We start from the raw sequence: 21323 nt of genomic DNA on the forward strand, positions 1-21323 counted from the left end.
GTTATCCCTTGCTCGGCGCGCTGCTGGCAGGCGCCGGTGTGGTCGGTGAACTGGAAGACGATGCCGGCTTGGACGTGCCCGGTGCCGGCTTGGCGGGCGCCCCCTGCTTGGCGTTCTTCGGCGGCGGCAGCGGTTTCTGCTTGGGCAGGAACGTCATGGTCACCGGACCTTCGTTGCCGCTCTCGCCGACCATGTAGCCGGTGTTGGTGTTGTAGGTGAGCTTGGCGCCGTGGGCGTCGCCCTTGTTTTGCTGGTGCACGACCGCGTGGCCGGTGAGGATGGCGATGCTGTTGACGTTGTCGTAGTACAGCTGGTCGGCATCGCCGGTCATCAGGTTGCCGTTGTCGTCGATCTGCTCGATATGCGGGCGCTTCTGTGGCGTGCCGGTCACGATGATGTGATCGACCGTGGTGTCATCCTTGGCCGTCCAGATCTTGGCGACTTCGCCGGTCAGCTTCATCGTGCCCTGGGTGATCAGGATGTCGCCGGTGAAGGTGCTGACCGAGTTGGGTTCGTTGTAGCCGTCCATGTTGTGGGCATGGACGACGTGGATCGGCTGGTTGCGGTCATCCTGCCTTGCCAACGCCGGCTGCAGGAATAAGAGACCTGCAGTCAACAGGCTTAGCCGCAGCATTGTTTTGGCTTGAATACAGCAGGCCGTGCACGTCATTGAGCAACTCCAGATGGTTATCGTTTAGGTTGGCGCGCATGCCAACGCCGTGCATGACGCTTGCTCCCTGCGTCATGATGGCCGGATCCGCGGTTTGGATGCGGTTCTCCTTGGGCCAGCCGGTGACATTGGAACTGCATAATGTTGCCACGGGGCTCAATGCCCCCGACGGTTTTTGAATGAAGGCCGGGCGTTGCATGTAGACCGGGCCGTTGAGCTGCATCAGCGTACCGCTCTTGTTGACCCAACCGTATGGCGCGTTGCCTTGCCAATCGGGTACGCCCGGTTTTTTTGCCTTGATGTCGAACACGGGCGAGTTGATGTACATCGACTCGTCACCGGCGCGACGGTCCATGCGCGGCGCGCGCATGGTGAAGCTGAGCTGGCCGTTGACGTCGTAACTCCATACGGTGGAGTCGTACAGCAGATAGTCGGAGATCGGCGGCCCGATGAACTCGTTGACCGGCGTGCTGCCCGCCACCCAGCGCTGCAGAAACCAGCTGGCGGGAGCGGCGATGGCCAGGAACACGATCGTGGCGGTGGTGCGGTTGTCGCGCAGGTATTGGCGAAGGTTCATCGCCAGTGCTCCTGTTCGGCGGCGCTCTTGCCCTGCGCGTGCAGGATCAGGTCGCAGACCTCGCGCGCGGCGCCCTGGCCGCCGGCAAGGCGGGTCTGCCAATGCGCCTGTTCGACCACCCATGGATGGGCGTTGCTCACCGCCACCGCCAACCCGCTGATGCGCATGGCGGGGAGGTCGGGCAGGTCGTCGCCGACGAAGGCGGCCTGCTCGGGCGAAAGGTTCAGCGCCTCCAGGATCTGCTGCAGGCATTCGCGTTTGTTGCCCTGGCCCTGGTAGACGTGCGCGATGTCCAGTTCTTCGGCCCGCAACGCCACCGGATGGCTGATGCGCGCGCTGATGATCGCCACGTGCACGCCATGGGCCTGCAGGCGCTTGAGCCCCAGCCCGTCGTGCACGTGGAACACCTTGGTTTCGTGACCGCTTTCGCTGTACCACAGGCGGCCGTCGGTGAGCGTGCCATCCACGTCGAACGCCGCCAGGCGGACCTTGGCGGCGCGGGCAAGCAGATCGGCGGGGAGATGTTGGAGATAAGCCATCAGGTTTCCGTCAGACCACGCGCGCGCGCAGCAGATCGTGAATGTTGAGCGCGCCGACCACGCGCTGTGCCTGGTCTACCACCAGCAGCGCGTGAATCTGGTATTTCTCCATCAGCTGCGCGGCTTCGATGGCAAGCTTGTCCGCGCCGATCACCTTGGGGCCGCGCGTCATCAGGTCGCTGACCTTGGCGTTGCGCAGGTCCACGCCGTCGTCATCCAGTGCGCGGCGCAGGTCGCCGTCGGTGAACACACCCAGCAGGCGCTGTTCGTGATCGACCACGGCGGTCATGCCTAGGTGCTTGCGGGTCATTTCCATCAGGGCTTCGGTCAGGCTTGCGTCGGGTGAAATGGTCGGTACCCCGGAGCCGGTGTGCATGACGTCGCTGATGTGCAGCAGCAGGCGCCGGCCCAGGCTCCCGGCCGGATGAGAACGCGCGAAGTCCTCAGAGGTAAACCCGCGCGCTTCAAGCAGCGCGATCGCCAGCGCATCGCCCATCACCAGGGCGGCGGTGGTGCTGGCAGTGGGGGCCAGGCCCAGCGGGCAGGCTTCGGCCGAGATGCCCGCGTCCAGGTGTACGTCGGCCTGGCCGGCCAGCGAGGAATCGGGGTTGCCGGTAATGGCGATCAGCGGGATGCCCTGGCGCTTGATTACCGGCAGGATGAACAGGATCTCGTCCGTCTCGCCGGAGTTGGAGAGCGCCAGCACCACGTCCTGGGGCAGGATCATGCCCAAATCGCCATGGCTGGCCTCGCCGGGGTGGACGAAGAAAGCCGGGGTGCCGGTGGAAGCCAGGGTGGCGGCGATCTTGCGGCCGACGTGGCCGGACTTGCCCATGCCGGTGACCACCAGGCGCCCCTTGCAGGCCTGGATGATCCGGCAGGCGTCCACGAAGGCGCCGTCGATGCGCGGCTCCAGGGCGCGGATGGCGGCCGCCTCGGTGGCGATGACCGTGCGGGCGCTCTGGACGAGGGCGGCGGCATCCACCCGGGTGGATTTGGCTTTGGCGATGGGTGCGTTCATGCGTCCTCAGGGGCGGCTGGCGGGGCCGCTGGTCGGTCCGTGTCGTTTCTGCGACAGCAGATTTCCATTAACATGGCATATTCGCATTCTATCTTGATGCCTGACGCCCATGGCCCGATTCTTCGCCGGCCGGCGTTCAGGATCTCCGCAGTGGAAGAACAATGGACGCAGCCAGCATCCAGGCAATGATCGAAACCGGCCTGCCCGGCGCCCGGGCCCGCGTACAGGGCGACGATGGCGTCCACTTCGAGGCCGAAGTGGTGGCCGCGCAGTTCGCGGGCAAGTTGCCGCTGGCGCGCCATCGGCTGGTCTACGGCACACTGGGCGATCTGATGGGTGGCGCGATCCATGCGCTGGCGCTCAAGACCCTTACCCCCGAAGAGGCTGCCGCGCGCCGTTGACGGTTGCCGCCGCGCCCTTTGGTCTTCGTTTTTCCAAGGATTCCCAATGGCCAAAATTCTGATCAGCGGTGGCGAGCCGCTACGCGGTGAAGTAGGTATTTCCGGTGCCAAGAACGCCGTCCTGCCGATCCTCGCGTCCTGCCTGCTGGCCGATGAGCCGGTGACGATCAGCAACGTGCCGCACCTGCACGATGTCACCACCACCATGGAGCTGCTCGGCCAGATGGGCGTGCAGCTGGTGCTGGACGATCGCATGAAGATCCAGGTCGACCCGCGTTCGACCGACCGCTATTTCGCGCCGTACGAGCTGGTCAAGACCATGCGCGCCTCGATCCTGGTGCTGGGGCCTTTGGTGGCGCGCTTCGGCCAGGCGGAAGTCTCGCTGCCCGGCGGCTGCCAGATCGGCTCGCGTCCGGTCGACCAGCACATTCGCGGCCTGCAGGCGCTGGGCGCGGACATCGATGTGGAAAACGGCTACATCAAGGCGCGCGCCAAGCGCTTGAAGGGCGCGCGCATCGCCATGGACATGGTTACGGTGACCGGCACCGAAAACGTGATGATGGCCGCGGTACTGGCCTCGGGCACCAGCGTCATCGACAACGCGGCGCAGGAGCCGGAAGTGGTCGACCTGGCCAACTGCCTCAACGCGATGGGCGCCCAGATCGAAGGCGCGGGCACCTCCACCATGGTGATCCATGGGGTGGAGCGCCTGCATGGCGCCTCCTACGAGGTGCTGCCCGATCGCATCGAAACCGGCACCTTCCTGGTCGGTGCGGCGATGACCGGCGGCAAGGTGCGCGCCCGCAATGCGCGCGCCAGCACGCTCGACGCGGTGCTGGCCAAGCTGGAGGAATCGGGTGCGCACATCTCCACCGGTCCGGACTGGATCGAGCTGGACATGCAGGGCCGCCGCCCGAAGGCGGTAAACATCACCACCGCGCCCTATCCGGCGTTTCCCACCGACATGCAAGCACAATTCACCGCGCTCAACTGCGTGGCCGAGGGTGTAGGCATCATCACCGAGACGGTGTTCGAAAACCGCTTCATGCACGCGCACGAATTGCAGCGTCTGGGCGCGGACATCCGCCTGGAAGGCAATACCGCGATCATCCAGGGCGTGAACAAGATGAGCGGCGCGCCGATCATGGCGACCGACCTGCGCGCCTCGGCGTGCTTGGTGCTGGCAGGCCTGGTGGCCGAGGGCGATACCACGGTCGATCGCGTGTATCACATCGATCGCGGCTACGAGAACATCGAAGAGAAGCTAGGCACGCTGGGCGCGCGGATTCGTCGTCTGCCCACGTAAGTTTCCGCGTGTCATTCCTGCCTGCGCGGGAATCGCGCGCTTGGCAGGGCAAGGCAAGTCTTGAAGAAACGGGTCGCCGGTGTGGCCCGTTTTTTTATGGCGTGCTGTAGCGAACCAGCTGCAAGGTAAGATCGCCGCCGTCGCTCTGTGCCATCTTTACCGGCAACGCAAATTTTTTGGGCACGTACCACGCATCGAAATGCTTGTCCGAATCGGTGCGCGTCACGCGTTCGGCCTGGAAGCTGCCCGCCGGAACCTGTACCGCTTCGGTGCCTTGCACTTTGAACTGCTGCTGCTCCACGCGCTGCTTCACGCCCACCGGCAAGTTCACGCTCTGGTTGCCGCCCTGCAATGCCAGGCCGATGGCCAGTGGCATGGTGTTGCGATCGACCATGCCCGGCGTGGCGGCGTAGCTGGTCGTGCCCTTGCCGTCATCGACGCTCACTTGCCTGGTGTTCCAGTTCACCTGCATCAGACGCTGCTTGGTTTTCAGCGCGCTTTGCTTGGAGTGGTAGGTTTCGGTTTCCGGCGCGTTGTTGTTCCAGCGAAAACGCGTCACGTCGCTGGTGTTGGCGCCGAGCATGGCGGCAAGCCCGGAGGTACCTTTGATCTGATTGCTGTATTCGTATTCGCCGTTACCCAGCGACTTGAGCGTGATGGTGGCTTCGCCCATCGCTTCGCCGTCGCGCGATACCTGATAGGTCGCGGTGAACGGCGCAGGGCCGGCGGCAAACGCGGCAGTGGCGGACAGGGCCAGCGCGGCGCCAGCGAGGAAGGTGCGGGAGAGTTTGAGTATGCGCATGGATCGGCAGTGTACGCCCGGATCCTGAACGCATCGTTGCAACGGCGCGGTTCAGGCGATCAACGCGCCTTGGTGCCATCGCAAAGGTTTGCGAAGCACTTGGCCGTCGAAGATGATGGTGTCGGCGGCGAGCGACAATCGTTCCGAGGCGATCAACGCAACCACAGCCGGCAGCAGCTGGTGTTCCAGCGGAAGCAGTCGTGCGGCAAGCGTGTTTTCGTCGTCGCCGGGTTCGATCGTCAATGCGGCCTGTGCGATGACCGGGCCACCATCCAGTTCGGCGGTGACGTAGTGGACGCTGGCGCCGTGCTCGCTATCGCCCGCCTCGAGCGCGCGGCGGTGCGTGTGCAGGCCGCGGTATTTGGGCAGCAGCGAGGGATGGATGTTGATCATCCGCCCCACCCACGGCGTCAGCGCATCGGCGTCGATGATGCGCATGAACCCGGCCAGCACCAGCAGATCCGGCTTGCTGGCCGCGATACGCTCGAACAGCGCAAAGTCGTAGTCGCGGCGTTCGGCGTAGTCGCGCGGATCCAGCACCAGGGTCGGGATGCCCGCCGTCTTCGCCAGTTGCAACGCGCCTGCGTTGGCCTTGTCGCTGCCGACCAATACGAATTCCAGCGGCGATTGCCCGTTCGCGCGTGCCGCCAGCAGCGCGGCGAAATTGCTGCCGCGTCCGGAGGCGAGAACTGCGATGCGAAGAAGTGTAGATGGCATGGGTACGATTCTTTACGCCCTCTCCCCTCCGGGGAGAGGGCTGGGGTGAGGGGGCAGTCTTGCAAAAATTTTTATCGCGCCTGGAACGGGCGGCACTTAATGTGCGATCCAATTCAAATTCGTGTTCAAATTCGCGGCGAGGTTGGCCCCTCTCCCCAACCCTCTCCCCGAAGGGGAGAGTGAGTACATCAGTCGATATGCACGCGCTCGTCGCCTTGCGCGGCAACGACTTGGCCGATCACCGAACTCTTCAAGCCATGTCTGGCCAGCAGGTCCGACGCGGCGCCGACGGCGTCGCGCGGTAGCAGAACGGTGAAGCCGACACCGCAATTGAAGGTGCGCCACATCTCGGCGCGTGCAACGTTGCCTTCGCGCATCAGCCAGTCGAACACGGGTGGCAGCACGATGGCCGACGCGTCGATATGCAGGCCCAGGCCTTCGGGCACGACGCGGATGATGTTTTCCTTCAGGCCGCCGCCGGTGATGTGCGCCATGCCGTGCACAGGCACGGATTTGAGCAGCTCCAGCATCGGCTTGACGTAGAGGGTGGTGGGCGCCATCAGCGCGTCCGCCAGTTTTACGCCACCCAGGTCCAGATCGAACGGGTTGCCCGCGCGTTCTGCGATCTTGCGGATCAGCGAGTAGCCGTTCGAATGCGGGCCGGAGGAGGCCACGCCGAGAATCACGTCGCCCGCCGCCACGGTGTCGCCGCTCAGCAGGGCTGCTTTTTCCACCGCGCCGACGGTGAAGCCGGCCAGGTCGTATTCACCCGGCGGATACATGTCGGGCATCTCGGCGGTTTCGCCGCCGATCAACGCGCAGCCGGCCAGCTCGCAGCCCTTGGCAATGCCGCCGACCACCGCCACGGTGGTGTCCACGTCCAGCTTGCCGGTGGCGAAGTAATCGAGGAAGAACAGCGGCTCGGCGCCCTGCACCAGCACGTCGTTCACGCACATGCCGACCAGGTCGATGCCGATCGTGTCGTGGCGGTTCAGCTGCTGGGCCAGCTTTAGCTTGGTGCCCACGCCGTCGGTGCCCGACACCAGCACCGGCTCCTTGAAGCGGGTGCCGAGGTTGAACAAGCCGCCGAAACCGCCCAGGCCGCCCATCACCTCGGGCCGGAAGGTGCGCTTGACCAGGGGCTTGATACGTTCGACCACGGCATTGCCGGCATCGATATCCACGCCGGCGGCGCGGTAGGTGAGGGCGTCGGACATGGCGAACCTGCGCGTCGGAAAACGTCCAATGATAGACGTTAAGCGTCGGATTGGGCAGACTTTCCGTCATATCCCCGCCCTGAGTCCGGCCCGCCCATGCGCCTGTCACGCCTGCTGATCGTTACCCTATTGTTCGGCCTGGTTACCGGGTTGCCGCAGATCGCCCGCAGCCAGGCCGTGCCGCCCGCGTCGCCTTATACGGTGGTGGTGCCGGTGTCCGATGTCAGCGACGCACAGCGCGGCCAGGCGTTTTCCACCGCGCTGGGGCAAGTGCTGGCGCGCGTGTCCGGTGGCGAAGATCTCACCACCAAGCCTGGCTACGGCGACGCCCTGCAGAACGCCGCCGGCATCATCAAGAACTTCCAATACCAGCGCGGCGAGGGCAATCCGCCCACGCTGACCCTGGCGATTACCTTCGACCAGGGCGCGGTGCAGCGGCTGATCGCCCAGTTCGGCGCCAGCACCGCCGGGGTGAAACCGCCGGTGCTGCTGGTGGTGCGCGGCCCCGACGGCAAGGTGCTGGGCAAGGACGGCCTGGGCGCGCTGGCCGACGCGGTGGGCAAACGCGGCTATCCGGTAAGTTTTGCCGATCCTGCGCAGCTGCCCGATCTGGACAAGCTCGCCTCGGCCGATCCGGCGGCGATGTCGGCGATCAGCCGGCTGTATCACACCGGCTTGGTGCTGCTTGGCGACGTGCACGCCAGCGGCGCGGACTGGACCCTGATCAGCGGCGGCCAGGCCCAGCATTGGACCGCCCAGGGCAGCGGCAGCGACCTGCTCGCCGATGGCGGCAACAGCGCCGCCGATAGATTGGGGCAGGCGCTCAATGTGATCGGCGCGTCCACCGTCGAGGGCACGCTGTGGGTGTCGGGCCTGCATTCGGCGATGGACTACGCCAACCTGCTGTCCCTGCTGCGCGCCGATCCGTCGGTGCAGAACGTCGTCACCCTGGGCGCTCAGGACGATGGCCTGCTGCTGTCGGTGAAAGCGGGCATGCCGCTCGACGGACTGGCGGCCAACCTGACCGCGGGCGGGCGCCTGTTGCAGGGCAGTGCGCATGATGGCGCGGACGTCAGCCTGCGCTGGCTGCACTGAACGGCCATGATCGCCGCGATGCCCGCCGCGTCGCATTCCCCTTGGCGGCATCTGCCCAATGCCATCTCCATGCTGCGCGTGCTGCTGGTCGCACCGATCGGCTGGCTGCTGTGGCATCGGCAATGGTCCGGTGCGCTGACGCTGGTGGCGGTTGCCGGGGTCTCGGACGGGCTGGATGGCTTTCTGGCGCGCCATTACGGCTGGCAAAGCCGGCTTGGCGGCATGCTGGACGCGATGGCCGACAAGTTATTGCTGGTCAGCTGTTTCGTGATTCTGGCCTGGCTCGGCGAGGCACCGGTGTGGCTCACCGCGATCGTCTGCGGCCGCGATCTGCTGATCGCTACCGGCGCCTTGCTGTGGCGCATACTGATTGGCCGCATCTATCCGCAGCCTAGCCTGCTGTCCAAGGCCTGCACGCTGATGCAGATCCTGTATCTGCTGGCGGTGCTGCTGGCGCTGGCGCGCTGGCCGGCACTGGATGCGCGGCCGCTGGTCTGGCTGGTGGCCGCGCTGTGCGCAGCCAGCGGCGTGGATTACCTGCTGCGCTGGTCACACCGCGCATGGCACACCCTGCGCCCATAATGTGCGCAAGCCCCAAGACTTTGAACGGTTACCGACATCGGCGACACTTCCCATCACGCCCATACGCATGAGCCCTTCGTGTCCATAAGCCAAGAGACATCCCGCCGCTGGCAGATGCTGGCGATCACCGTCGTCATCGGATTGCTGGTGTGGCTGCTGGCGCCGGTGCTGATGCCGTTTGCGATCGCCGCGATGCTGGCTTACCTGGGCGATCCGATGGCCAACCGGCTGGAGCGCCTGGGCATGGGGCGTGCGCTGGCGGTGAGCATCGTGTTCATCGTGCTGATCCTGGTGATCGTGGCCACCCTGCTGCTGCTGGTGCCGCTGATCGCGCGGCAGATCGAAAACCTGGTGCTGAACTTTCCCCATTATGTGGAGTGGTGCAGGGACACCGCGCTGCCATGGCTGCAGACGAAGCTTCACCTTGATCCGAACGCGTTCGACACCGATCGCCTGGTCGCCCAATTCAAGGCGCACATCGGTTCGATCGGCAGCGTGCTCGGCAAGCTGTCGCGCTCGGGCATCGGCGTGGTGGCATGGCTGACCAACCTGGTATTGATTCCAGTGGTGTGGTTCTACCTGCTGCGTGACTGGGACCGCCTGGTGGCGTGGATCGATAGCATGCTGCCGCGTTCGATCGAACCCACCATCGCGCATCTGGCGCGTGAATCGGACGCCGTGCTCGGCGCGTTCGTGCGCGGACAATTGCTGGTGATGCTGGCGCTGGCGATCTACTACGGCTCGGCCCTGACGGTGGTAGGCATTTCAGTAGGGCCCCTGATCGGCATGATCGCGGGCTTGCTGAGCTTTGTGCCGTATCTGGGGTTCATCACCGGTTTCGCCGCGGCGCTTATCGCCTCGCTGGTGCAGCACGGCGACTGGACGAATCTGCTGCTGGTGGTCGGCGTGTTTGTCATCGGGCAGTTGCTGGAAGGCTATGTGCTGGTGCCCCGGCTGGTGGGCGAGAAAATCGGCCTGCATCCGGTGGCAGTGATTTTTGCCGTGCTGGCTGGCGGTTATCTGTTTGGATTCCTCGGCGTGTTGCTGGCGTTGCCGGCGGCGTCGGTGATCCTGGTGCTGTTGCGCTATCTGGCCGAACGATATCGGCAAAGCAATCTGTATACCGAAGAGGGGCCGCCGGACACGGCGATTGCCGAGATCGACGTGCAGGTCAGCGAGGATGGCGAAGGTCACGTGCATACGCAGACGCGCGTCGTCCGCGACGGGAATTCGCCCCAGTCATGACCGCGCAGTTGCCGTTAAGCCTGCGCTGGCCGCGCCGCCAGCGTTTCGAGCATTTCCACGCGGGCGCCAATGCCGCCGCGGTAGCCGCGGTGCGGGCGCTTGCCGTGCAGGCCGGTGCGCCATGGTTGTTGGTGAGCGGCGTGGCGGGCAGCGGCAAAAGCCATCTGCTGTTGGCTGCCTGTCAGGCGGCCAGCGAAGCGGGTCGCGCCGTGCAATACCTGCCGCTCAAAGCGCTCAAGGATCGCGCCGCGGCGATTCGCGGCGTGGCGGGCAGCGAGTTTCTCGCACTCGACGACCTGGATGCGCTGGCCGGCGAACGCGATGCCGAGCACGCGTTGTTCGATCTCTACAACCGTGCGCGCGCCGAAGGTACCGCGTTGCTTTTCGCCGCCGAATCGGTGCCGGCACAACTGCCGGTCACGCTGCCGGATCTGCGCTCCCGGCTCGGCGCCTGCACTCAGTTCGCGCTCAAGCCGCTGGACGACGAGGAGCGCCGCGAGGTGCTGAAGAATCAAGCCAACGTGCGCGGCATCGCGTTGGATGACTCCGTGCTCGATTGGCTGTTCGCGCGCTACGCGCGCGATATCGGCGCCTTGCTCGACTTGCTCGAGCGCCTGGATCAGGCTTCGCTGGCGGCGCAACGACGCGTTACGGTGCCTTTTTTGCGCCAATTTTTGCACGGCGACCGGGCATAGCGTTCTTGGCCGCGACTGTCGGCGCGCAGGCGGCAGATGATGAAAATGGCCTGGAATGACACTGCTGCCGTCCCCGCGGCAGCGTTGGCCATACGGGGTAAAGCCGTTTCGCCATGCAGGCAGATGTCCGGTCTAGGGCCTGTTCGCCTTTATTTCTTTTGATCGGTCCGAGGCAACTGTTTAACCAGTAATGCCGCAATCGGAGTATGTGCGGCGGTGACGCCATGCACCCGCTATTTCGCGGGCCGAAAAGCACGTCATCGTCCGGCGGATCAAGCATTACTTTTCCCAGGAGCTGCAACAGCAGATCGGTAGCTTCGATGCGGAATTCATGCTTGACTTTTTCGCCGGGAAAATTGGCGCATACTTCTACCATCGCGGCCTCTACGATGTGCAGGCCGCACTGTCGCGCAAAATCGACGATATCCAGGATGCGATCCTGCAGCGTGAGCAGGCCACGTCATTGCAGCGTTGATGCACGCTTCATCGGAGCCACCGGCATGATCGATCACACCGGCATTTACACCAGTCAGTTCGAACGTAGCAAGGCGTTTTACGCGGCCGCGCTCGCGCCCATCGGCTATGCCTTGCTGATGGAGTTTCCCGCCGCGGTCACCGGGCACACGGATGTCGCCGGCTACGGCGAGCCGGCCAAGCCGGACTTCTGGGTGTACAAGGGCGTTGCGCATGTGCCGCCGTTGCATGTGGCATTTCGCGTGGGCGACCGCGCGCAGGTCGATGCGTTTTACAAGGCCGCATTGGCCGCCGGCGGCCGCGACAATGGACCGCCTGGCCCGCGGCCGCATTACCACGAACATTATTACGGCGCGTTCGTGCTGGATCCGGATGGCAACAACATCGAAGTGGTGTGCCATCAGCCGGAGTGAGTGCCGGCGTTGGGCACGATGCGCGTCAGTGGATAAACAGGAGGACCGCACATGATTTGCCGTATCTGGCACGGACGAACGTCCCGCGAGCGGGCCGACGAGTACGCGGTGTTTCTCGCGCAACGTGCGATTCCCGATTACCGTTCGGTGCCCGGCAACCTGGATGCCGCGATACTGCGCCGCGATGAGGGCGAGGTCACGCATTTCCTCACCGTCACGCATTGGGTGTCCGAGCGCGCCATCAGCGCCTTTGCCGGCGAGGATGTGCTCAAGGCCCGGTACTATCCGGAAGATGCCGGGTTTCTGCTGGAATTCGAAGCGCAAGTACAACACTTTGACGTCGTGGCCGGGCAAGCTTCGCGTTGACGTCCACGCGTTCGAGGGTCATGGATATGGTCGGTTACGTACGTTCTTCGCGCGATGTCATCGTGCGCACCGGCGACTGGGCCGCGGCAACGCAGTTTTATGCCTCGGTGCTGGGTTTCGAGCAGGTGTTTGCAGACGAGAACCTGGTCGGTTTCGAGACAGGCTCGTTTCGCCTTTACGTCGAAAAAGGCCGCCCGCACGGACCCGTCTTCGACTTTCTGGTGCCCGACGTGCAGATGACGAAGCAGCAGCTGATCGCCTGCGGATGCACGGTGGTGGAGGAAGATCCCGCCGTGCCGCGCTGCTATCTGCGCGATCCGTTCGGCGTGACTTTCCATCTTGGCTTGCGCGATGGATCGCCGCCATGAATGAAGACGCCCGGCGGGCGCCTTTTTCATTCTCCGGGAGTGCCGATCAGGCTTTCAGCAGCGAAGGTGTCGCGTGGGCGCCGATCGCCTCGGTCATGGCTTTGACCACGTGCAGGTTGCCCGCGATGATGTTGCCGCTTTCGGGAATGCCGTCGCGGCCGGCGAAGTCGGTGTACAGGCCGCCGGCTTCGCGTACCAGCAGCGCGCCGGCCGCCATGTCCCACGGCTTGAGGCCGATTTCGAAGAAACCGTCGTAGCGGCCTGCGGCGGTGTAGGCGAGGTCCAGTGCGGCCGAACCGGAGCGGCGGATGTCTTCGGCCTGCGCCAGCAGCGCGCGCGTCATGGCCAGCTGCGCGTCCAGATGGGTGCGCTGGCGATAGGGAAAACCGGTTCCAATCATCGCGCCATTGAGGTTTTCGCGTTTGCCCACGCGGATGCGGCGATCGTTGAGGTAAGCGCCATCACCCTTGCTGGCGGTAAACAGCTCATCGCGCAGCGGATCGAACACCACCGCATACACCGGTTCGCCCTTGTCCAGCAGCGCGATGGAAACGCTGAAATGCGGAATGCCGCGCAGGTAGTTGTGCGTGCCGTCCAGCGGATCGATGACCCACACCTGCGGGCTTTTACCCGAGGCACCGCTTTCCTCGGCGAGGATGGCGTGCTGGGGATAGGCCCGGCGCAGTTCCTTGACGATTTCCGCTTCAGCCAGCTTGTCGACCTCGGAGGCGAAGTCCATGCGCTGCTTTTCGACGACGTTGAGGCCCTCGATGCGGTTCATGTAACGCAGGATCACGTTACCGGCGGAGCGCGCGGCGCGTACCGCGACGTTGACGGCGGGTCTGGTCATGGCTTTGGCTTGGCAAAAGAACGGGTTAGCGGTCGCGCAGTTTAGCAGATGACCGGGGCCGCTGCCCCGCCGGCCCCGGGTCGACTATGCTTTCGGGCCGATTCGCCCTCCTTTTCGCCGCAATGACCGTCAGCCACGATCTTCCAGACAGTTTCCGCTTCGTGCTTGTGCGCACCTCGCATCCGGGCAACATCGGCAGCGCCGCGCGGGCGATGCGCACGATGGGTTTTACCCGGATGGCACTGGTTGCGCCGCATCGCTTCCCCGACCGGGAAGCCTCGGCGCTGGCGGCCGGTGCCGACGACGTGCTGGAAGGGGCCGGTGTGCACCAGGGGCTGGTCGAGGGTCTTGCCGGGGTCAGCCTGGCCCTGGGTCTGTCGGCGCGTCGGCGCGGGGTCAACCTGCCCGAGCTGTCGCCACGTCAGGCGGCCGCGCAGGCCCTGGCGGCCGCGCAGCGCGGCGAGCGGGTAGCGCTGGTGTTCGGCAACGAGCGCACGGGGCTGGAGAACGAGGAGCTGGCGCGCTGCCATGCGATGGTGCGCATTCCCAGCGTGGACGATTTCAGTTCGCTGAACCTGTCGCAGGCAGTGCAGGTGATGGCCTACGAGCTGCGCATCGCCCTGCTTGGCGAACACGTGCCCGCGCCGCCGCCGCTGCACGACGAGCCCCCCGCCGACGCCGCGCAGATGGAACGCTTCTACGAGCACCTGGCGCAGACGCTCGACGATATCGATTTCCATAAGGGGCGCGCACCCACCACGATCATGCTGCGCCTGCGCAAGCTGTTTCAGCGCGCGCAGATGGACGAGCGCGAGCTACGCATGATGCATGGCATTTTTGCCGATGCACAGCGCATGGCGCGCCTGGCCGGCGAAAAGAAATAGCGCCAGCGTGCGTTCTCTTTAAAAGGAGGCGGCAGCCGTATTTCTGCTCGCGCGAGCCCAGGGGGTAAGCCGGCGCCTTACTGCTCGCCGTCGGTCAGTTCGATGCGCGGTGCCGGCGTGATCAGCAGTTTGTCGATGCGCGCGCCGTCCAGATCCACCACTTCGAAGCGGATGCCGCGCCACTCGAACACTTCGCCGGTTTGCGGAATGTGGCCCAGCGCGGCCATGACCATGCCGGCGGCGGTGCGGAAGTCGTGCTCGTCTTCGCCGGGCAGGTCGTCCACGCGCAACAGTTCGCGCAGGTCATCGGTGGAAATGGCGCCGTCCACCAGCCAACTGCCGTCTTCGCGCTGCACGATGGGCGAATGTTCCTCCGCGCCGTGGCCCAGCTGGCTGGCGCCCACCACGGCGGCGAGCAGGTCGTTGAGAGTGACCACGCCTTCGATGTCGCCGTATTCGTCAACCACCAGGGCCATGGGCGTTTCCGCGTCGCGGAATTCTTCCAGCAGATCCAGCGCGCGCGCGGTGGCCGGTACGTAGAGCGGCTTGGCCAGGGTGCGGAACAGATCCGGCTTGCCGGCGGTGATGGTGCGCAGCAGGCTTTTCACTTCCAGCACGCCTACGATGTCCGCCTCATCGCCGCGGCACACGGGGTAGCGCGAGTAGGGTGTCTTGCGCAGTACTTCCAGGTTTTCCGACAGCGGGGCATCGATGTCCAGCCAGGCGATGCGCATGCGCGGGCTCATTACGCTGTCGACCGTGCGGTCGCCCAGGCGCAGCACGCGGTTGACCATGGCCTGTTCGTCGGCGTCAAGCACGCCCTGTTCGGTGCTTTCGGCCACCAGCAGGCGGATTTCCTCTTCGCTGGCCGCACTTTCGCCGCGGTCCTTTACGCGCATGAGCACCAGCAGCAGCCCGCTGGAGCGGTTGAGCAGCCAGACGAACGGGGCGGTGGCGCGCGAGAGCAGCAGCATCGGCAGGGCCACGTAGCCGGACAGCTTCTCCGGCGCCGACAGTGCCAGGCGCTTGGGCACCAGTTCGCCGACCACGATCTGGATGAACGAGATGACCACGAAACCCAGCGCGATGCCGATGATCCGGGCGTAGGGCGCCAGCCAGCCCAGGGCGCCGATCTGCAGCAGTTCGCCGATATGCGCGCCGGCGGCGTCACCGGCCACCGCGCCGGTGATCATCATGACCAGGGTGATGCCAACCTGGACGGTGGACAGGAAGTGCTCCGGCGCTTCGGCATGGCGCAACGCCAGGCGGGCGCGGCGGCTGGTGCGGGCCATCTGCTTGAGGCGGCTCTTGCGCGAGGCGACCAGCGCCATCTCGGAAAGCGCAAAGAAACCGTTGAACAGGGCAAGGATGAGGACGAGCGCGACAGTAGTCAGCATCGCGACAGGGCATCTGGTGCGGGCATGGCACCAGTGTAAGGCATCGCAAGTGGTGCGGCGCGGGAGGGGGCTCCTGTAACATGCGCGTCACATTTGCCCCCCGGTAGGCCCCGATGTTCTCCCTCCAGACGATTTTCGGCAAAGGCGACAAGTTTTACGGCCTGCTCGAACAGAGCGCCGACGCCGCCCGCGAAAGCGCCAAGGCGCTGCACGAACTGGCCACCCAGGCCGACCACGCGCCCGTGATGGCGGCTTTCGCCGCGGCCCGCTCGCGCGAAAAGGCGCTGGCGGGGCAGATCAGCGAGGAACTGGTGAACACCTTCGTCACGGCGCTGGACCGCGAGGACATCGAGGCGCTTAACACCGCGCTCTACAAAATCCCCAAGGCCATCGAAAAATTCGCCGAACGCTACGAGATCGTGTCCAGCCGCCTGCAGGGCGTGGATTTCGGCCAACGCACCCTGGTGCTGATGCGCGCCACCGAAGTGGTGGCGCAGATGATCGGCGAACTGCGCAACGGCCTGCGCATCGATCCGGTCAAGAAACTGCAGGATCGCCTGCAGACGCTGGAATCGGAAGGCGACCGCATGCTGCTGGCGCCCTACCGCACGCTCTACCTGGAAAGCAACGACGCCATGCGCGCCATGCTGGCCAAAGATCTCTACGAGCTGATCGAAAAGGCCATCGACAAGTGCCGCGATGTGGGCAACATCGTCTATTCCATCGTGTTGAAGAACTCCTGAGGAATCCGCCTTGCACGCTTTCCTTCATGCATGGCGCACGGCCACGGGAGCGGGCGCATGAGCCTGGGCCTGGTCGCCATCGTGGTGCTCATCGCACTGGCCTTTACCTACATCAACGGTTTCCACGACACCGCCAACTCCATCGCCACGGTGGTCGCCACCAAGGTGCTGACGCCGGGACAGGCGGTGCTGCTGGCGGCGGTCACCAACATGATCGGCGCGCTGTGGGGTACCGCGGTGGCGGCGACGATCGCCGCGGGCATCGTCAATACCGGGGTGGTCGGGGCCGGCCCGCAGCTGCTGATCTGCGCCTTGCTGGCCGCGATCGTGTGGAACCTCATCACCTGGTGGCTGGGCTTGCCGTCCAGTTCAAGCCACGCCCTGGTCGGTGCGCTGGTTGGCGCGGCGATCGCGGCATCCGGCGGCCGTTTCGACGCGGTCATTTGGGCCCAGGGCACGGCGCACTGGTGGGCAGGTAAAGGCGTGCTGCCCAAGGTGGTGGTGCCGATGGTGGTCTCGCCGCTGATGGGCTTCGTGCTTGGGTTTGCGCTGATGGGCGTCTTGTACGGGTTGCTGGCCTGGTTTGCCAGCCGCAAGGGCGTGCTGCGCTACCTGGGGCGCACCCCGTTCGTGAACCGCTTTTTCGGCAAGGCCCAGATCCTGTCCGCCAGCGCAATGGGGCTGGCGCACGGCATGAACGACGCGCAAAAGAGCATGGGCATCATCGCACTGGCGCTGGCCAGCGCGACCGCCGCCGGGCAGTTCGATGGCCTGCCGCATTGGCTGTCCTTTCTGCGCATCCACGAATCGGCCGCCAGCGGCTTTGCGGTGCCGTCGTGGGTCGCGGTGGTCTGCGCGCTGACCATGGCTGGCGGTACCGCCGGCGGCGGCTGGCGCATCATCAAGACCCTGGGTCACCGGATGGTGAAGCTCCATCCCATCAACGGCCTGGCGGCGGAGGGTAGTTCGGCGCTGGTGATCCTGCTGGCGTCCCGCTTCGGCTTGCCGGTGTCCACCACCCACGTGGTGTCGTCCTCGATCATGGGCGTGGGCGCGGCCAAGCGCTTCAACGCCATCCGCTGGTCGGTGGTGGAGCGCATGGTATGGGCGTGGATTCTTACCTTGCCGGTCACGGCGCTGATCGCCTACGGCTTTGTCTGGCTGGCCCGGCACTGGGCCTAGCATCTCTAGAAAGTATCGCCGCCGCTGACGATCACTTGTTCCAGCTGATCCCCCAGCGTGCCCAGTTCACCGATCAGCCGGCGCAGCTCCTGCTGGTTCAACAGCTCGTACGGCCGGTTTTCGCACAGATGCAGGTAGGGCGAGCCATCCAGGTCCGCCACCGCCAGGAAGCCGTTGCGCTGTTCCCAGTTGAAGCGCAGGCAGCGTTTGGGGTCGGTGCCCGAAAGCGGGCCGATGGGCGTTGAGATGCGCAGATAGCGCCGTCCGCCTTCGTCCTCCAGTTCCGCCAGGTAAATACCCTGGTGGCGCCCGTGCGGCAGTGCCAGGTCGAAGCTGATGAGATATGGATCGTTCTGCCGCAACGGATGCAGACTGCCGATCAGCGAGCGCACGGCCTCGAAATGATGCATGGCGCGATCCTGATAGAAGCGAACAGGGCACTACTGTGCCACGACGCGGGCCCGCCCGGATTAATTTTGCGTACAAGGCATGCGAGGATGGCCCGGCGGCGCGCGCGCGCCGCGCCCATTGGCGCCCATGAACGATGCGGCGCGTCCCTGGCAAGGTGCACGTTGTCATGAAACCGGAATACCTGAAGGTCTTCGAAGCGATCGCGGCGATCCCGCCCGGCCGCGTGGCCAGTTATGGGGCGATTGCCGCCCGCGCAGGCCTGCCTGGGCGGGCGCGGCTGGTCGGCCGGCTGCTGGGCGAGGTGCCCGACGGCATGGTGCTGCCGTGGTTTCGCGTGCTGCGTTCCAATGGCCAGATCGCGATGCCGCCGGGCAGTCGCGGTTTTCGCGAGCAAAGCCGGCTGTTGAAGGCTGAGGGCGTGGAGGTAAAGAACGGCCGCGTGCCGCTGGCGCGTTTTGGCCTCGATGCGGATATCGATCGCGCCCTGTGGGGGTTGCCGGGCCGTTAGCGGCGAGATATGGCCGCGTTGTCGGCCGGGACTGTCGCGCATGTCCGACACCACGCCAGGTGATTGGACTACACATTCGGCGTGAGCCGCACGAAGCGGTTTGCTACGATGCGACGGATGTCCGCCACCGCCCTCGATATTCTGCAGAGCGTCTTCGGTTACGCTCACTTTCGCGATCCGCAGCAAGCCATCGTCCAGCACGTTGCCGAAGGCGGCGATGCGTTGGTGTTGATGCCCACCGGCGGCGGCAAGTCGTTGTGCTATCAGATTCCGGCTTTGTTGCGGCAGGGTACCGGTATCGTGGTGTCGCCGCTGATCGCGTTGATGCAGGATCAGGTCGATGCCTTGCGCGAAGCGGGCGTGGCGGCGGCGTACCTCAATTCCAGCCTCGATGCGCAGCGCCAGCGCGAGATCGAAAAGCAACTGCTGCAGGGCGAACTGGATCTGCTTTACGTGGCGCCGGAACGCTTGCTCACGGCACGCTTCCTGGAGTTGCTCGAACGCACCGGGATCGCGCTGTTCGCCATCGACGAGGCGCACTGCGTTTCGCAATGGGGACACGATTTCCGTCCGGAATATCGCGAACTGACGATCCTGCACCAGCGCTTCCCCGAGGTGCCGCGCATCGCGCTTACCGCCACCGCCGATCCGCGCACGCGCGCGGAGATCGTCGAGCGGCTCGCGCTGGAACAGGCCAAGCAGTTCGTCTCCAGTTTCGACCGGCCCAATATTCGCTATCGCGTGGGATTGCGCCACAACGCACGGCGCCAACTGCAGGATTTTCTCGCCGAGCGACGCGGCGACGCGGGCATCGTGTATTGCCTGAGCCGCAAGAAAGTGGACGACACGGCAAGCCAGCTGGTCGAGGCGGGCATGGCGGCGCTGCCCTATCACGCAGGGCTGGACGCGGCCACGCGCGCGGCCAATCAGACACGTTTCCTGCGCGAGGACAGCGTGGTGATGGTGGCAACCGTCGCCTTCGGCATGGGTATCGACAAGCCCGACGTGCGTTTCGTGGCGCATCTGGATCTGCCGCGCAGCATGGAGGGCTACTACCAGGAAACCGGACGCGCGGGCCGCGATGGCTTGCCGGCCGAGGCATGGATGATCTACGGCCTGTCCGACGTGGTGACGATGAGCCAGATGATCGCCCAATCCGAATCGGCGGATGAGCGCAAGCGCATCGAGCGACAGAAATTGGAATCGCTGCTCGCCTATGCCGAAGCCACGCGCTGCCGCCGCGAGTTGCTGCTTGGCGCGTTCGGCGAAGATTTTCATGGACCGTGCGGGCGCTGCGACAACTGCATCGAACCGCCCAAAACCTGGAACGCCACCGTGCCTGCGCAAAAAGCGCTGTCGGCGGTGTATCGCAGCGGCCAGCGCTTCGGTTCGGGGCATGTGATCGACATTCTGCGCGGCATCGATGGCGCGCGCATGAGCGAACTGGGACACGATCGCCTCACCACCTTCGGTATCGGCGCGGACATGGACGAAAAGCAATGGCGCTCGGTGTTTCGCCAATTGCTGGCGGCGGGCTTGCTCGCCACCGACGGAGAAGGGTACGGCACCCTGCGCCTGACCGCGGCTAGCCGCGATGTGCTGGTGGGCAACCAAGCCGTGCACATGCGCGAGGAAACGCGCGAGGCACGGCGCGCATCGCGCCGACGCGATAGCCAGCTGGTGACCGGAGCAAGCCTGGGCATCGAAGCCTACGAGCAGCCGTTGTGGGAAGCCCTGCGCGCACTGCGTTCGCGCCTGGCCAAACAGCATGGCGTACCGGCCTATGTGATCTTTCACGATGCCACGTTGCTGGCCATGCTGCGTGCGATGCCCGAAAGCGAAGACGACCTGGCCTCGATCAGCGGTGTGGGCGAGGCCAAGTTAAAACGCTACGGCCGCGACTTCCTGGAAGTGATCAACGCCAGGGAGTAAACACCTGACGTCATCCTCGTTCTCGACGTGACGACAAGGATTAAGGACGCTGGGCAAAAGAGCGCAACCGATCATCCGTGATCGGTCACGCCACGACTCGGACGACCCTGGATACGCCGCGAACGGCGCACGCGGGCCTGCGAAGGATCGACACTGCTGGGCCTGAAGGTGCTGGTGGCGCGCGCCAGCCGCGCATGCGGCAGATCGGCCTGTCCGGCGATGTAGCGCCATTCGCCCAAGGTTTGCGGAAGGCGCGCCTGCGGCCAGGCCACACGCAGCGCGTCCAGCGCCGCCTGTGCCGAATCGTGCCGCGCCCATTCGCGCGCCTCGACCAGCGAACGCCAGCGATGACCGTGCCGGACAATGCGAAACAGGCCACGGCTGGACGGAAAAACATACTGCGACATCACGGGAATGACTCCATGTCCGATGTTGCAAGCATGCCTGGCGCTGATGACGCGCCCGTTATTCCTATGCGTCATCCAGATGGCGGCGCGGGGATGATCCGATGACGTTTGTGACCGGGTTGTTAGAACCAGTGACTGTCAGTGCAAACTGACCCCAGGTCAGCTCAGTGCGCGTGGCAGGCGAGGCCCGGGTCGGCGATGGTTTCGCCCTTGGCGAGCGGGGCGAGCATGCCCTCGCGCATGCCCTTGGTCCACCATTGCCAGCCCTCGCCGGTATAGCGCGCGCCGCTGCCGGAGATGACTACATGCAGGGTGTGCATCTGTCCTTTGATCTTGACCCAGGCGGTGTGGGTATCCGGATACGCCGCCTGCACAGTCTGACCGTCACGGCAGACGTAGTTCGTCCAGGAAGCGGCATCGTCGGTTGCGGCCCGCTGCTCGGCCGATGCTGCACCGCAGCATGCCAGGGCCAGCGTCATGGCCGTGAAGGTTGTGCAGCCAATACGCATGGGCTGGCCCTC

Annotated in this window: 27 protein-coding genes; 15 read left to right on the top strand and 12 right to left on the bottom strand. The window is 65.1% G+C overall.

The features are described from left to right. Position 1: 1 nt before the first annotated feature. Genes lptA through VME63_RS16720 form a run of 4 tightly spaced genes read right to left on the bottom strand, consistent with a single transcriptional unit; the run spans position 2 to position 2807 of the window. A complete protein-coding gene (gene lptA, locus VME63_RS16705; protein WP_325434489.1) occupies positions 2 to 583 on the bottom strand; it encodes a lipopolysaccharide transport periplasmic protein LptA in 582 nt (193 codons plus the stop codon). Then, positions 567 to 1247, bottom strand: a complete 681-nt coding sequence (gene lptC, locus VME63_RS16710; protein ID WP_325434490.1) for an LPS export ABC transporter periplasmic protein LptC — start codon at positions 1245 to 1247, stop codon at positions 567 to 569. The genes lptA and lptC overlap by 17 nt, the downstream gene beginning before the upstream one ends. Further along, positions 1244 to 1786 carry an HAD-IIIA family hydrolase gene (locus VME63_RS16715; protein ID WP_325434491.1) on the bottom strand — a complete coding sequence of 181 codons (543 nt, stop codon included), beginning with the start codon at positions 1784 to 1786 and terminating at the stop codon, positions 1244 to 1246. The genes lptC and VME63_RS16715 overlap by 4 nt, the downstream gene beginning before the upstream one ends. A gap of 10 nt (positions 1787 to 1796) precedes the next feature. Further along, entirely contained in the window at positions 1797 to 2807 is a 1011-nt protein-coding gene (locus VME63_RS16720; protein ID WP_325434492.1) for a KpsF/GutQ family sugar-phosphate isomerase, read from the bottom strand. A gap of 161 nt (positions 2808 to 2968) precedes the next feature. On the opposite strand from VME63_RS16720, the gene VME63_RS16725 reads away from it, so the two are divergent. Together VME63_RS16725 and murA are read left to right on the top strand one after the other, a co-directional pair. After that, complete coding sequence (locus VME63_RS16725) at positions 2969 to 3208, top strand: BolA family protein (RefSeq protein WP_325434493.1); 240 nt, start codon at positions 2969 to 2971, stop codon at positions 3206 to 3208. Between the two features lie 46 nt (positions 3209 to 3254). Beyond that, positions 3255 to 4514 (top strand): UDP-N-acetylglucosamine 1-carboxyvinyltransferase, encoded by a 1260-nt coding sequence (murA, locus tag VME63_RS16730; protein ID WP_325434494.1) that lies wholly within the window; start codon positions 3255 to 3257, stop codon positions 4512 to 4514. Positions 4515 to 4608: 94 nt separating this feature from the next. On the opposite strand, the gene VME63_RS16735 is transcribed toward murA, so the two are convergent. The 3 genes from VME63_RS16735 to purM all read right to left on the bottom strand — a co-directional run bounded on the left by VME63_RS16735 (position 4609) and on the right by purM (position 7250). Then, positions 4609 to 5316, bottom strand: coding sequence for a DUF3108 domain-containing protein (locus VME63_RS16735; RefSeq protein WP_325434495.1), 708 nt, complete (start codon positions 5314 to 5316; stop codon positions 4609 to 4611). 51 nt (positions 5317 to 5367) lie between these two features. After that, positions 5368 to 6033 carry a phosphoribosylglycinamide formyltransferase gene (purN, locus tag VME63_RS16740; RefSeq protein WP_325434496.1) on the bottom strand — a complete coding sequence of 222 codons (666 nt, stop codon included), beginning with the start codon at positions 6031 to 6033 and terminating at the stop codon, positions 5368 to 5370. A gap of 188 nt (positions 6034 to 6221) precedes the next feature. Next, positions 6222 to 7250 (bottom strand): phosphoribosylformylglycinamidine cyclo-ligase, encoded by a 1029-nt coding sequence (gene purM / locus VME63_RS16745; protein WP_325434497.1) that lies wholly within the window; start codon positions 7248 to 7250, stop codon positions 6222 to 6224. A 96-nt stretch (positions 7251 to 7346) separates the two neighbouring features. Between purM and VME63_RS16750 the strand changes: the two genes are divergently transcribed. From VME63_RS16750 to VME63_RS16785, 8 genes are all read left to right on the top strand, one after another. After that, a complete protein-coding gene (locus VME63_RS16750) occupies positions 7347 to 8345 on the top strand; it encodes a DUF2066 domain-containing protein (protein WP_325434498.1) in 999 nt (332 codons plus the stop codon). A 6-nt stretch (positions 8346 to 8351) separates the two neighbouring features. Beyond that, positions 8352 to 8927 carry a CDP-alcohol phosphatidyltransferase family protein gene (locus VME63_RS16755; RefSeq protein ID WP_325434499.1) on the top strand — a complete coding sequence of 192 codons (576 nt, stop codon included), beginning with the start codon at positions 8352 to 8354 and terminating at the stop codon, positions 8925 to 8927. A 78-nt stretch (positions 8928 to 9005) separates the two neighbouring features. Next, positions 9006 to 10172, top strand: coding sequence for an AI-2E family transporter (locus VME63_RS16760; RefSeq protein ID WP_325434500.1), 1167 nt, complete (start codon positions 9006 to 9008; stop codon positions 10170 to 10172). Then, the gene (gene hda / locus VME63_RS16765) at positions 10169 to 10867 is read left to right on the top strand and encodes a DnaA regulatory inactivator Hda (protein WP_325434501.1); all 699 of its coding nucleotides are present in this window, start codon (positions 10169 to 10171) and stop codon (positions 10865 to 10867) included. The genes VME63_RS16760 and hda overlap by 4 nt, the downstream gene beginning before the upstream one ends. 235 nt (positions 10868 to 11102) lie before the next feature. Then, on the top strand, positions 11103 to 11342 hold the full coding sequence (locus VME63_RS16770; protein WP_325434572.1) for a DUF2164 domain-containing protein: 240 nt from the start codon (positions 11103 to 11105) through the stop codon (positions 11340 to 11342). A gap of 25 nt (positions 11343 to 11367) precedes the next feature. Next, complete coding sequence (locus VME63_RS16775; RefSeq protein ID WP_325434502.1) at positions 11368 to 11754, top strand: VOC family protein; 387 nt, start codon at positions 11368 to 11370, stop codon at positions 11752 to 11754. A gap of 51 nt (positions 11755 to 11805) precedes the next feature. Further along, positions 11806 to 12120 carry a hypothetical protein gene (locus VME63_RS16780; protein ID WP_325434503.1) on the top strand — a complete coding sequence of 105 codons (315 nt, stop codon included), beginning with the start codon at positions 11806 to 11808 and terminating at the stop codon, positions 12118 to 12120. Between the two features lie 20 nt (positions 12121 to 12140). Beyond that, entirely contained in the window at positions 12141 to 12488 is a 348-nt protein-coding gene (locus VME63_RS16785) for a VOC family protein (RefSeq protein WP_325434504.1), read from the top strand. Positions 12489 to 12534: 46 nt separating this feature from the next. Here the strand turns inward: VME63_RS16785 and VME63_RS16790 are convergent, their stop codons facing one another. Beyond that, positions 12535 to 13338, bottom strand: coding sequence for an inositol monophosphatase family protein (locus VME63_RS16790; protein WP_325434505.1), 804 nt, complete (start codon positions 13336 to 13338; stop codon positions 12535 to 12537). Between the two features lie 122 nt (positions 13339 to 13460). Between VME63_RS16790 and VME63_RS16795 the strand changes: the two genes are divergently transcribed. Next, positions 13461 to 14222, top strand: a complete 762-nt coding sequence (locus VME63_RS16795; RefSeq protein WP_325434506.1) for an RNA methyltransferase — start codon at positions 13461 to 13463, stop codon at positions 14220 to 14222. Between the two features lie 77 nt (positions 14223 to 14299). Here VME63_RS16795 and VME63_RS16800 read toward each other — a convergent pair whose 3' ends face one another. After that, positions 14300 to 15619: a hemolysin family protein gene (locus VME63_RS16800; RefSeq protein ID WP_325434507.1), complete on the bottom strand. Its 1320-nt coding sequence runs from the start codon at positions 15617 to 15619 to the stop codon at positions 14300 to 14302. A 113-nt stretch (positions 15620 to 15732) separates the two neighbouring features. Here VME63_RS16800 and VME63_RS16805 point away from each other — a divergent pair, with 113 nt between their 5' ends. Beyond that, on the top strand, positions 15733 to 16362 hold the full coding sequence (locus tag VME63_RS16805; protein ID WP_325434508.1) for a pit accessory protein: 630 nt from the start codon (positions 15733 to 15735) through the stop codon (positions 16360 to 16362). A gap of 57 nt (positions 16363 to 16419) precedes the next feature. Beyond that, complete coding sequence (locus VME63_RS16810; RefSeq protein WP_325434509.1) at positions 16420 to 17544, top strand: inorganic phosphate transporter; 1125 nt, start codon at positions 16420 to 16422, stop codon at positions 17542 to 17544. Positions 17545 to 17549: 5 nt separating this feature from the next. On the opposite strand, the gene VME63_RS16815 is transcribed toward VME63_RS16810, so the two are convergent. Beyond that, positions 17550 to 17954 carry a hypothetical protein gene (locus VME63_RS16815; RefSeq protein ID WP_325434510.1) on the bottom strand — a complete coding sequence of 135 codons (405 nt, stop codon included), beginning with the start codon at positions 17952 to 17954 and terminating at the stop codon, positions 17550 to 17552. 167 nt (positions 17955 to 18121) lie between these two features. Here VME63_RS16815 and VME63_RS16820 point away from each other — a divergent pair, with 167 nt between their 5' ends. Further along, the gene (locus VME63_RS16820) at positions 18122 to 18463 is read left to right on the top strand and encodes an MGMT family protein (RefSeq protein WP_325434511.1); all 342 of its coding nucleotides are present in this window, start codon (positions 18122 to 18124) and stop codon (positions 18461 to 18463) included. Between the two features lie 117 nt (positions 18464 to 18580). Continuing rightward, positions 18581 to 20395 carry a DNA helicase RecQ gene (gene recQ, locus VME63_RS16825; protein WP_325434512.1) on the top strand — a complete coding sequence of 605 codons (1815 nt, stop codon included), beginning with the start codon at positions 18581 to 18583 and terminating at the stop codon, positions 20393 to 20395. Positions 20396 to 20466: 71 nt separating this feature from the next. Here recQ and VME63_RS16830 read toward each other — a convergent pair whose 3' ends face one another. Continuing rightward, on the bottom strand, positions 20467 to 20805 hold the full coding sequence (locus tag VME63_RS16830; protein ID WP_325434513.1) for a hypothetical protein: 339 nt from the start codon (positions 20803 to 20805) through the stop codon (positions 20467 to 20469). A 161-nt stretch (positions 20806 to 20966) separates the two neighbouring features. Next, the gene (locus VME63_RS16835) at positions 20967 to 21281 is read right to left on the bottom strand and encodes an MliC family protein (RefSeq protein ID WP_325434514.1); all 315 of its coding nucleotides are present in this window, start codon (positions 21279 to 21281) and stop codon (positions 20967 to 20969) included. Positions 21282 to 21323 lie beyond the last annotated feature (42 nt).

The sequence above is a fragment of the Dyella sp. genome (assembly GCF_035503745.1).
GTDB lineage: Bacteria > Pseudomonadota > Gammaproteobacteria > Xanthomonadales > Rhodanobacteraceae > Dyella_B.

Excerpts from the sequence above, each read along its gene's own strand:
- VME63_RS16805 (WP_325434508.1), top strand. The coding sequence starts at position 15,733 with ATGTTCTCCCTCCAGACGATTTTCGGCAAAGGCGACAAGTTTTACGGC.
- VME63_RS16750 (WP_325434498.1), top strand. The coding sequence starts at position 7,347 with ATGCGCCTGTCACGCCTGCTGATCGTTACCCTATTGTTCGGCCTGGTT.
- VME63_RS16725 (WP_325434493.1), top strand. The coding sequence starts at position 2,969 with ATGGACGCAGCCAGCATCCAGGCAATGATCGAAACCGGCCTGCCCGGC.
- VME63_RS16820 (WP_325434511.1), top strand. The coding sequence starts at position 18,122 with ATGAAACCGGAATACCTGAAGGTCTTCGAAGCGATCGCGGCGATCCCG.
- VME63_RS16795 (WP_325434506.1), top strand. The coding sequence starts at position 13,461 with ATGACCGTCAGCCACGATCTTCCAGACAGTTTCCGCTTCGTGCTTGTG.
- purN (WP_325434496.1), bottom strand. The coding sequence starts at position 6,033 with ATGCCATCTACACTTCTTCGCATCGCAGTTCTCGCCTCCGGACGCGGC.
- VME63_RS16815 (WP_325434510.1), bottom strand. The coding sequence starts at position 17,954 with ATGCATCATTTCGAGGCCGTGCGCTCGCTGATCGGCAGTCTGCATCCG.
- hda (WP_325434501.1), top strand. The coding sequence starts at position 10,169 with ATGACCGCGCAGTTGCCGTTAAGCCTGCGCTGGCCGCGCCGCCAGCGT.
- purM (WP_325434497.1), bottom strand. The coding sequence starts at position 7,250 with ATGTCCGACGCCCTCACCTACCGCGCCGCCGGCGTGGATATCGATGCC.
- VME63_RS16810 (WP_325434509.1), top strand. The coding sequence starts at position 16,420 with ATGAGCCTGGGCCTGGTCGCCATCGTGGTGCTCATCGCACTGGCCTTT.
- VME63_RS16720 (WP_325434492.1), bottom strand. The coding sequence starts at position 2,807 with ATGAACGCACCCATCGCCAAAGCCAAATCCACCCGGGTGGATGCCGCC.
- VME63_RS16835 (WP_325434514.1), bottom strand. The coding sequence starts at position 21,281 with ATGACGCTGGCCCTGGCATGCTGCGGTGCAGCATCGGCCGAGCAGCGG.
- VME63_RS16780 (WP_325434503.1), top strand. The coding sequence starts at position 11,806 with ATGATTTGCCGTATCTGGCACGGACGAACGTCCCGCGAGCGGGCCGAC.
- VME63_RS16735 (WP_325434495.1), bottom strand. The coding sequence starts at position 5,316 with ATGCGCATACTCAAACTCTCCCGCACCTTCCTCGCTGGCGCCGCGCTG.
- VME63_RS16800 (WP_325434507.1), bottom strand. The coding sequence starts at position 15,619 with ATGCTGACTACTGTCGCGCTCGTCCTCATCCTTGCCCTGTTCAACGGT.
- VME63_RS16790 (WP_325434505.1), bottom strand. The coding sequence starts at position 13,338 with ATGACCAGACCCGCCGTCAACGTCGCGGTACGCGCCGCGCGCTCCGCC.
- VME63_RS16775 (WP_325434502.1), top strand. The coding sequence starts at position 11,368 with ATGATCGATCACACCGGCATTTACACCAGTCAGTTCGAACGTAGCAAG.
- recQ (WP_325434512.1), top strand. The coding sequence starts at position 18,581 with ATGTCCGCCACCGCCCTCGATATTCTGCAGAGCGTCTTCGGTTACGCT.
- VME63_RS16715 (WP_325434491.1), bottom strand. The coding sequence starts at position 1,786 with ATGGCTTATCTCCAACATCTCCCCGCCGATCTGCTTGCCCGCGCCGCC.
- VME63_RS16785 (WP_325434504.1), top strand. The coding sequence starts at position 12,141 with ATGGATATGGTCGGTTACGTACGTTCTTCGCGCGATGTCATCGTGCGC.
- murA (WP_325434494.1), top strand. The coding sequence starts at position 3,255 with ATGGCCAAAATTCTGATCAGCGGTGGCGAGCCGCTACGCGGTGAAGTA.
- lptC (WP_325434490.1), bottom strand. The coding sequence starts at position 1,247 with ATGAACCTTCGCCAATACCTGCGCGACAACCGCACCACCGCCACGATC.
- VME63_RS16755 (WP_325434499.1), top strand. The coding sequence starts at position 8,352 with ATGATCGCCGCGATGCCCGCCGCGTCGCATTCCCCTTGGCGGCATCTG.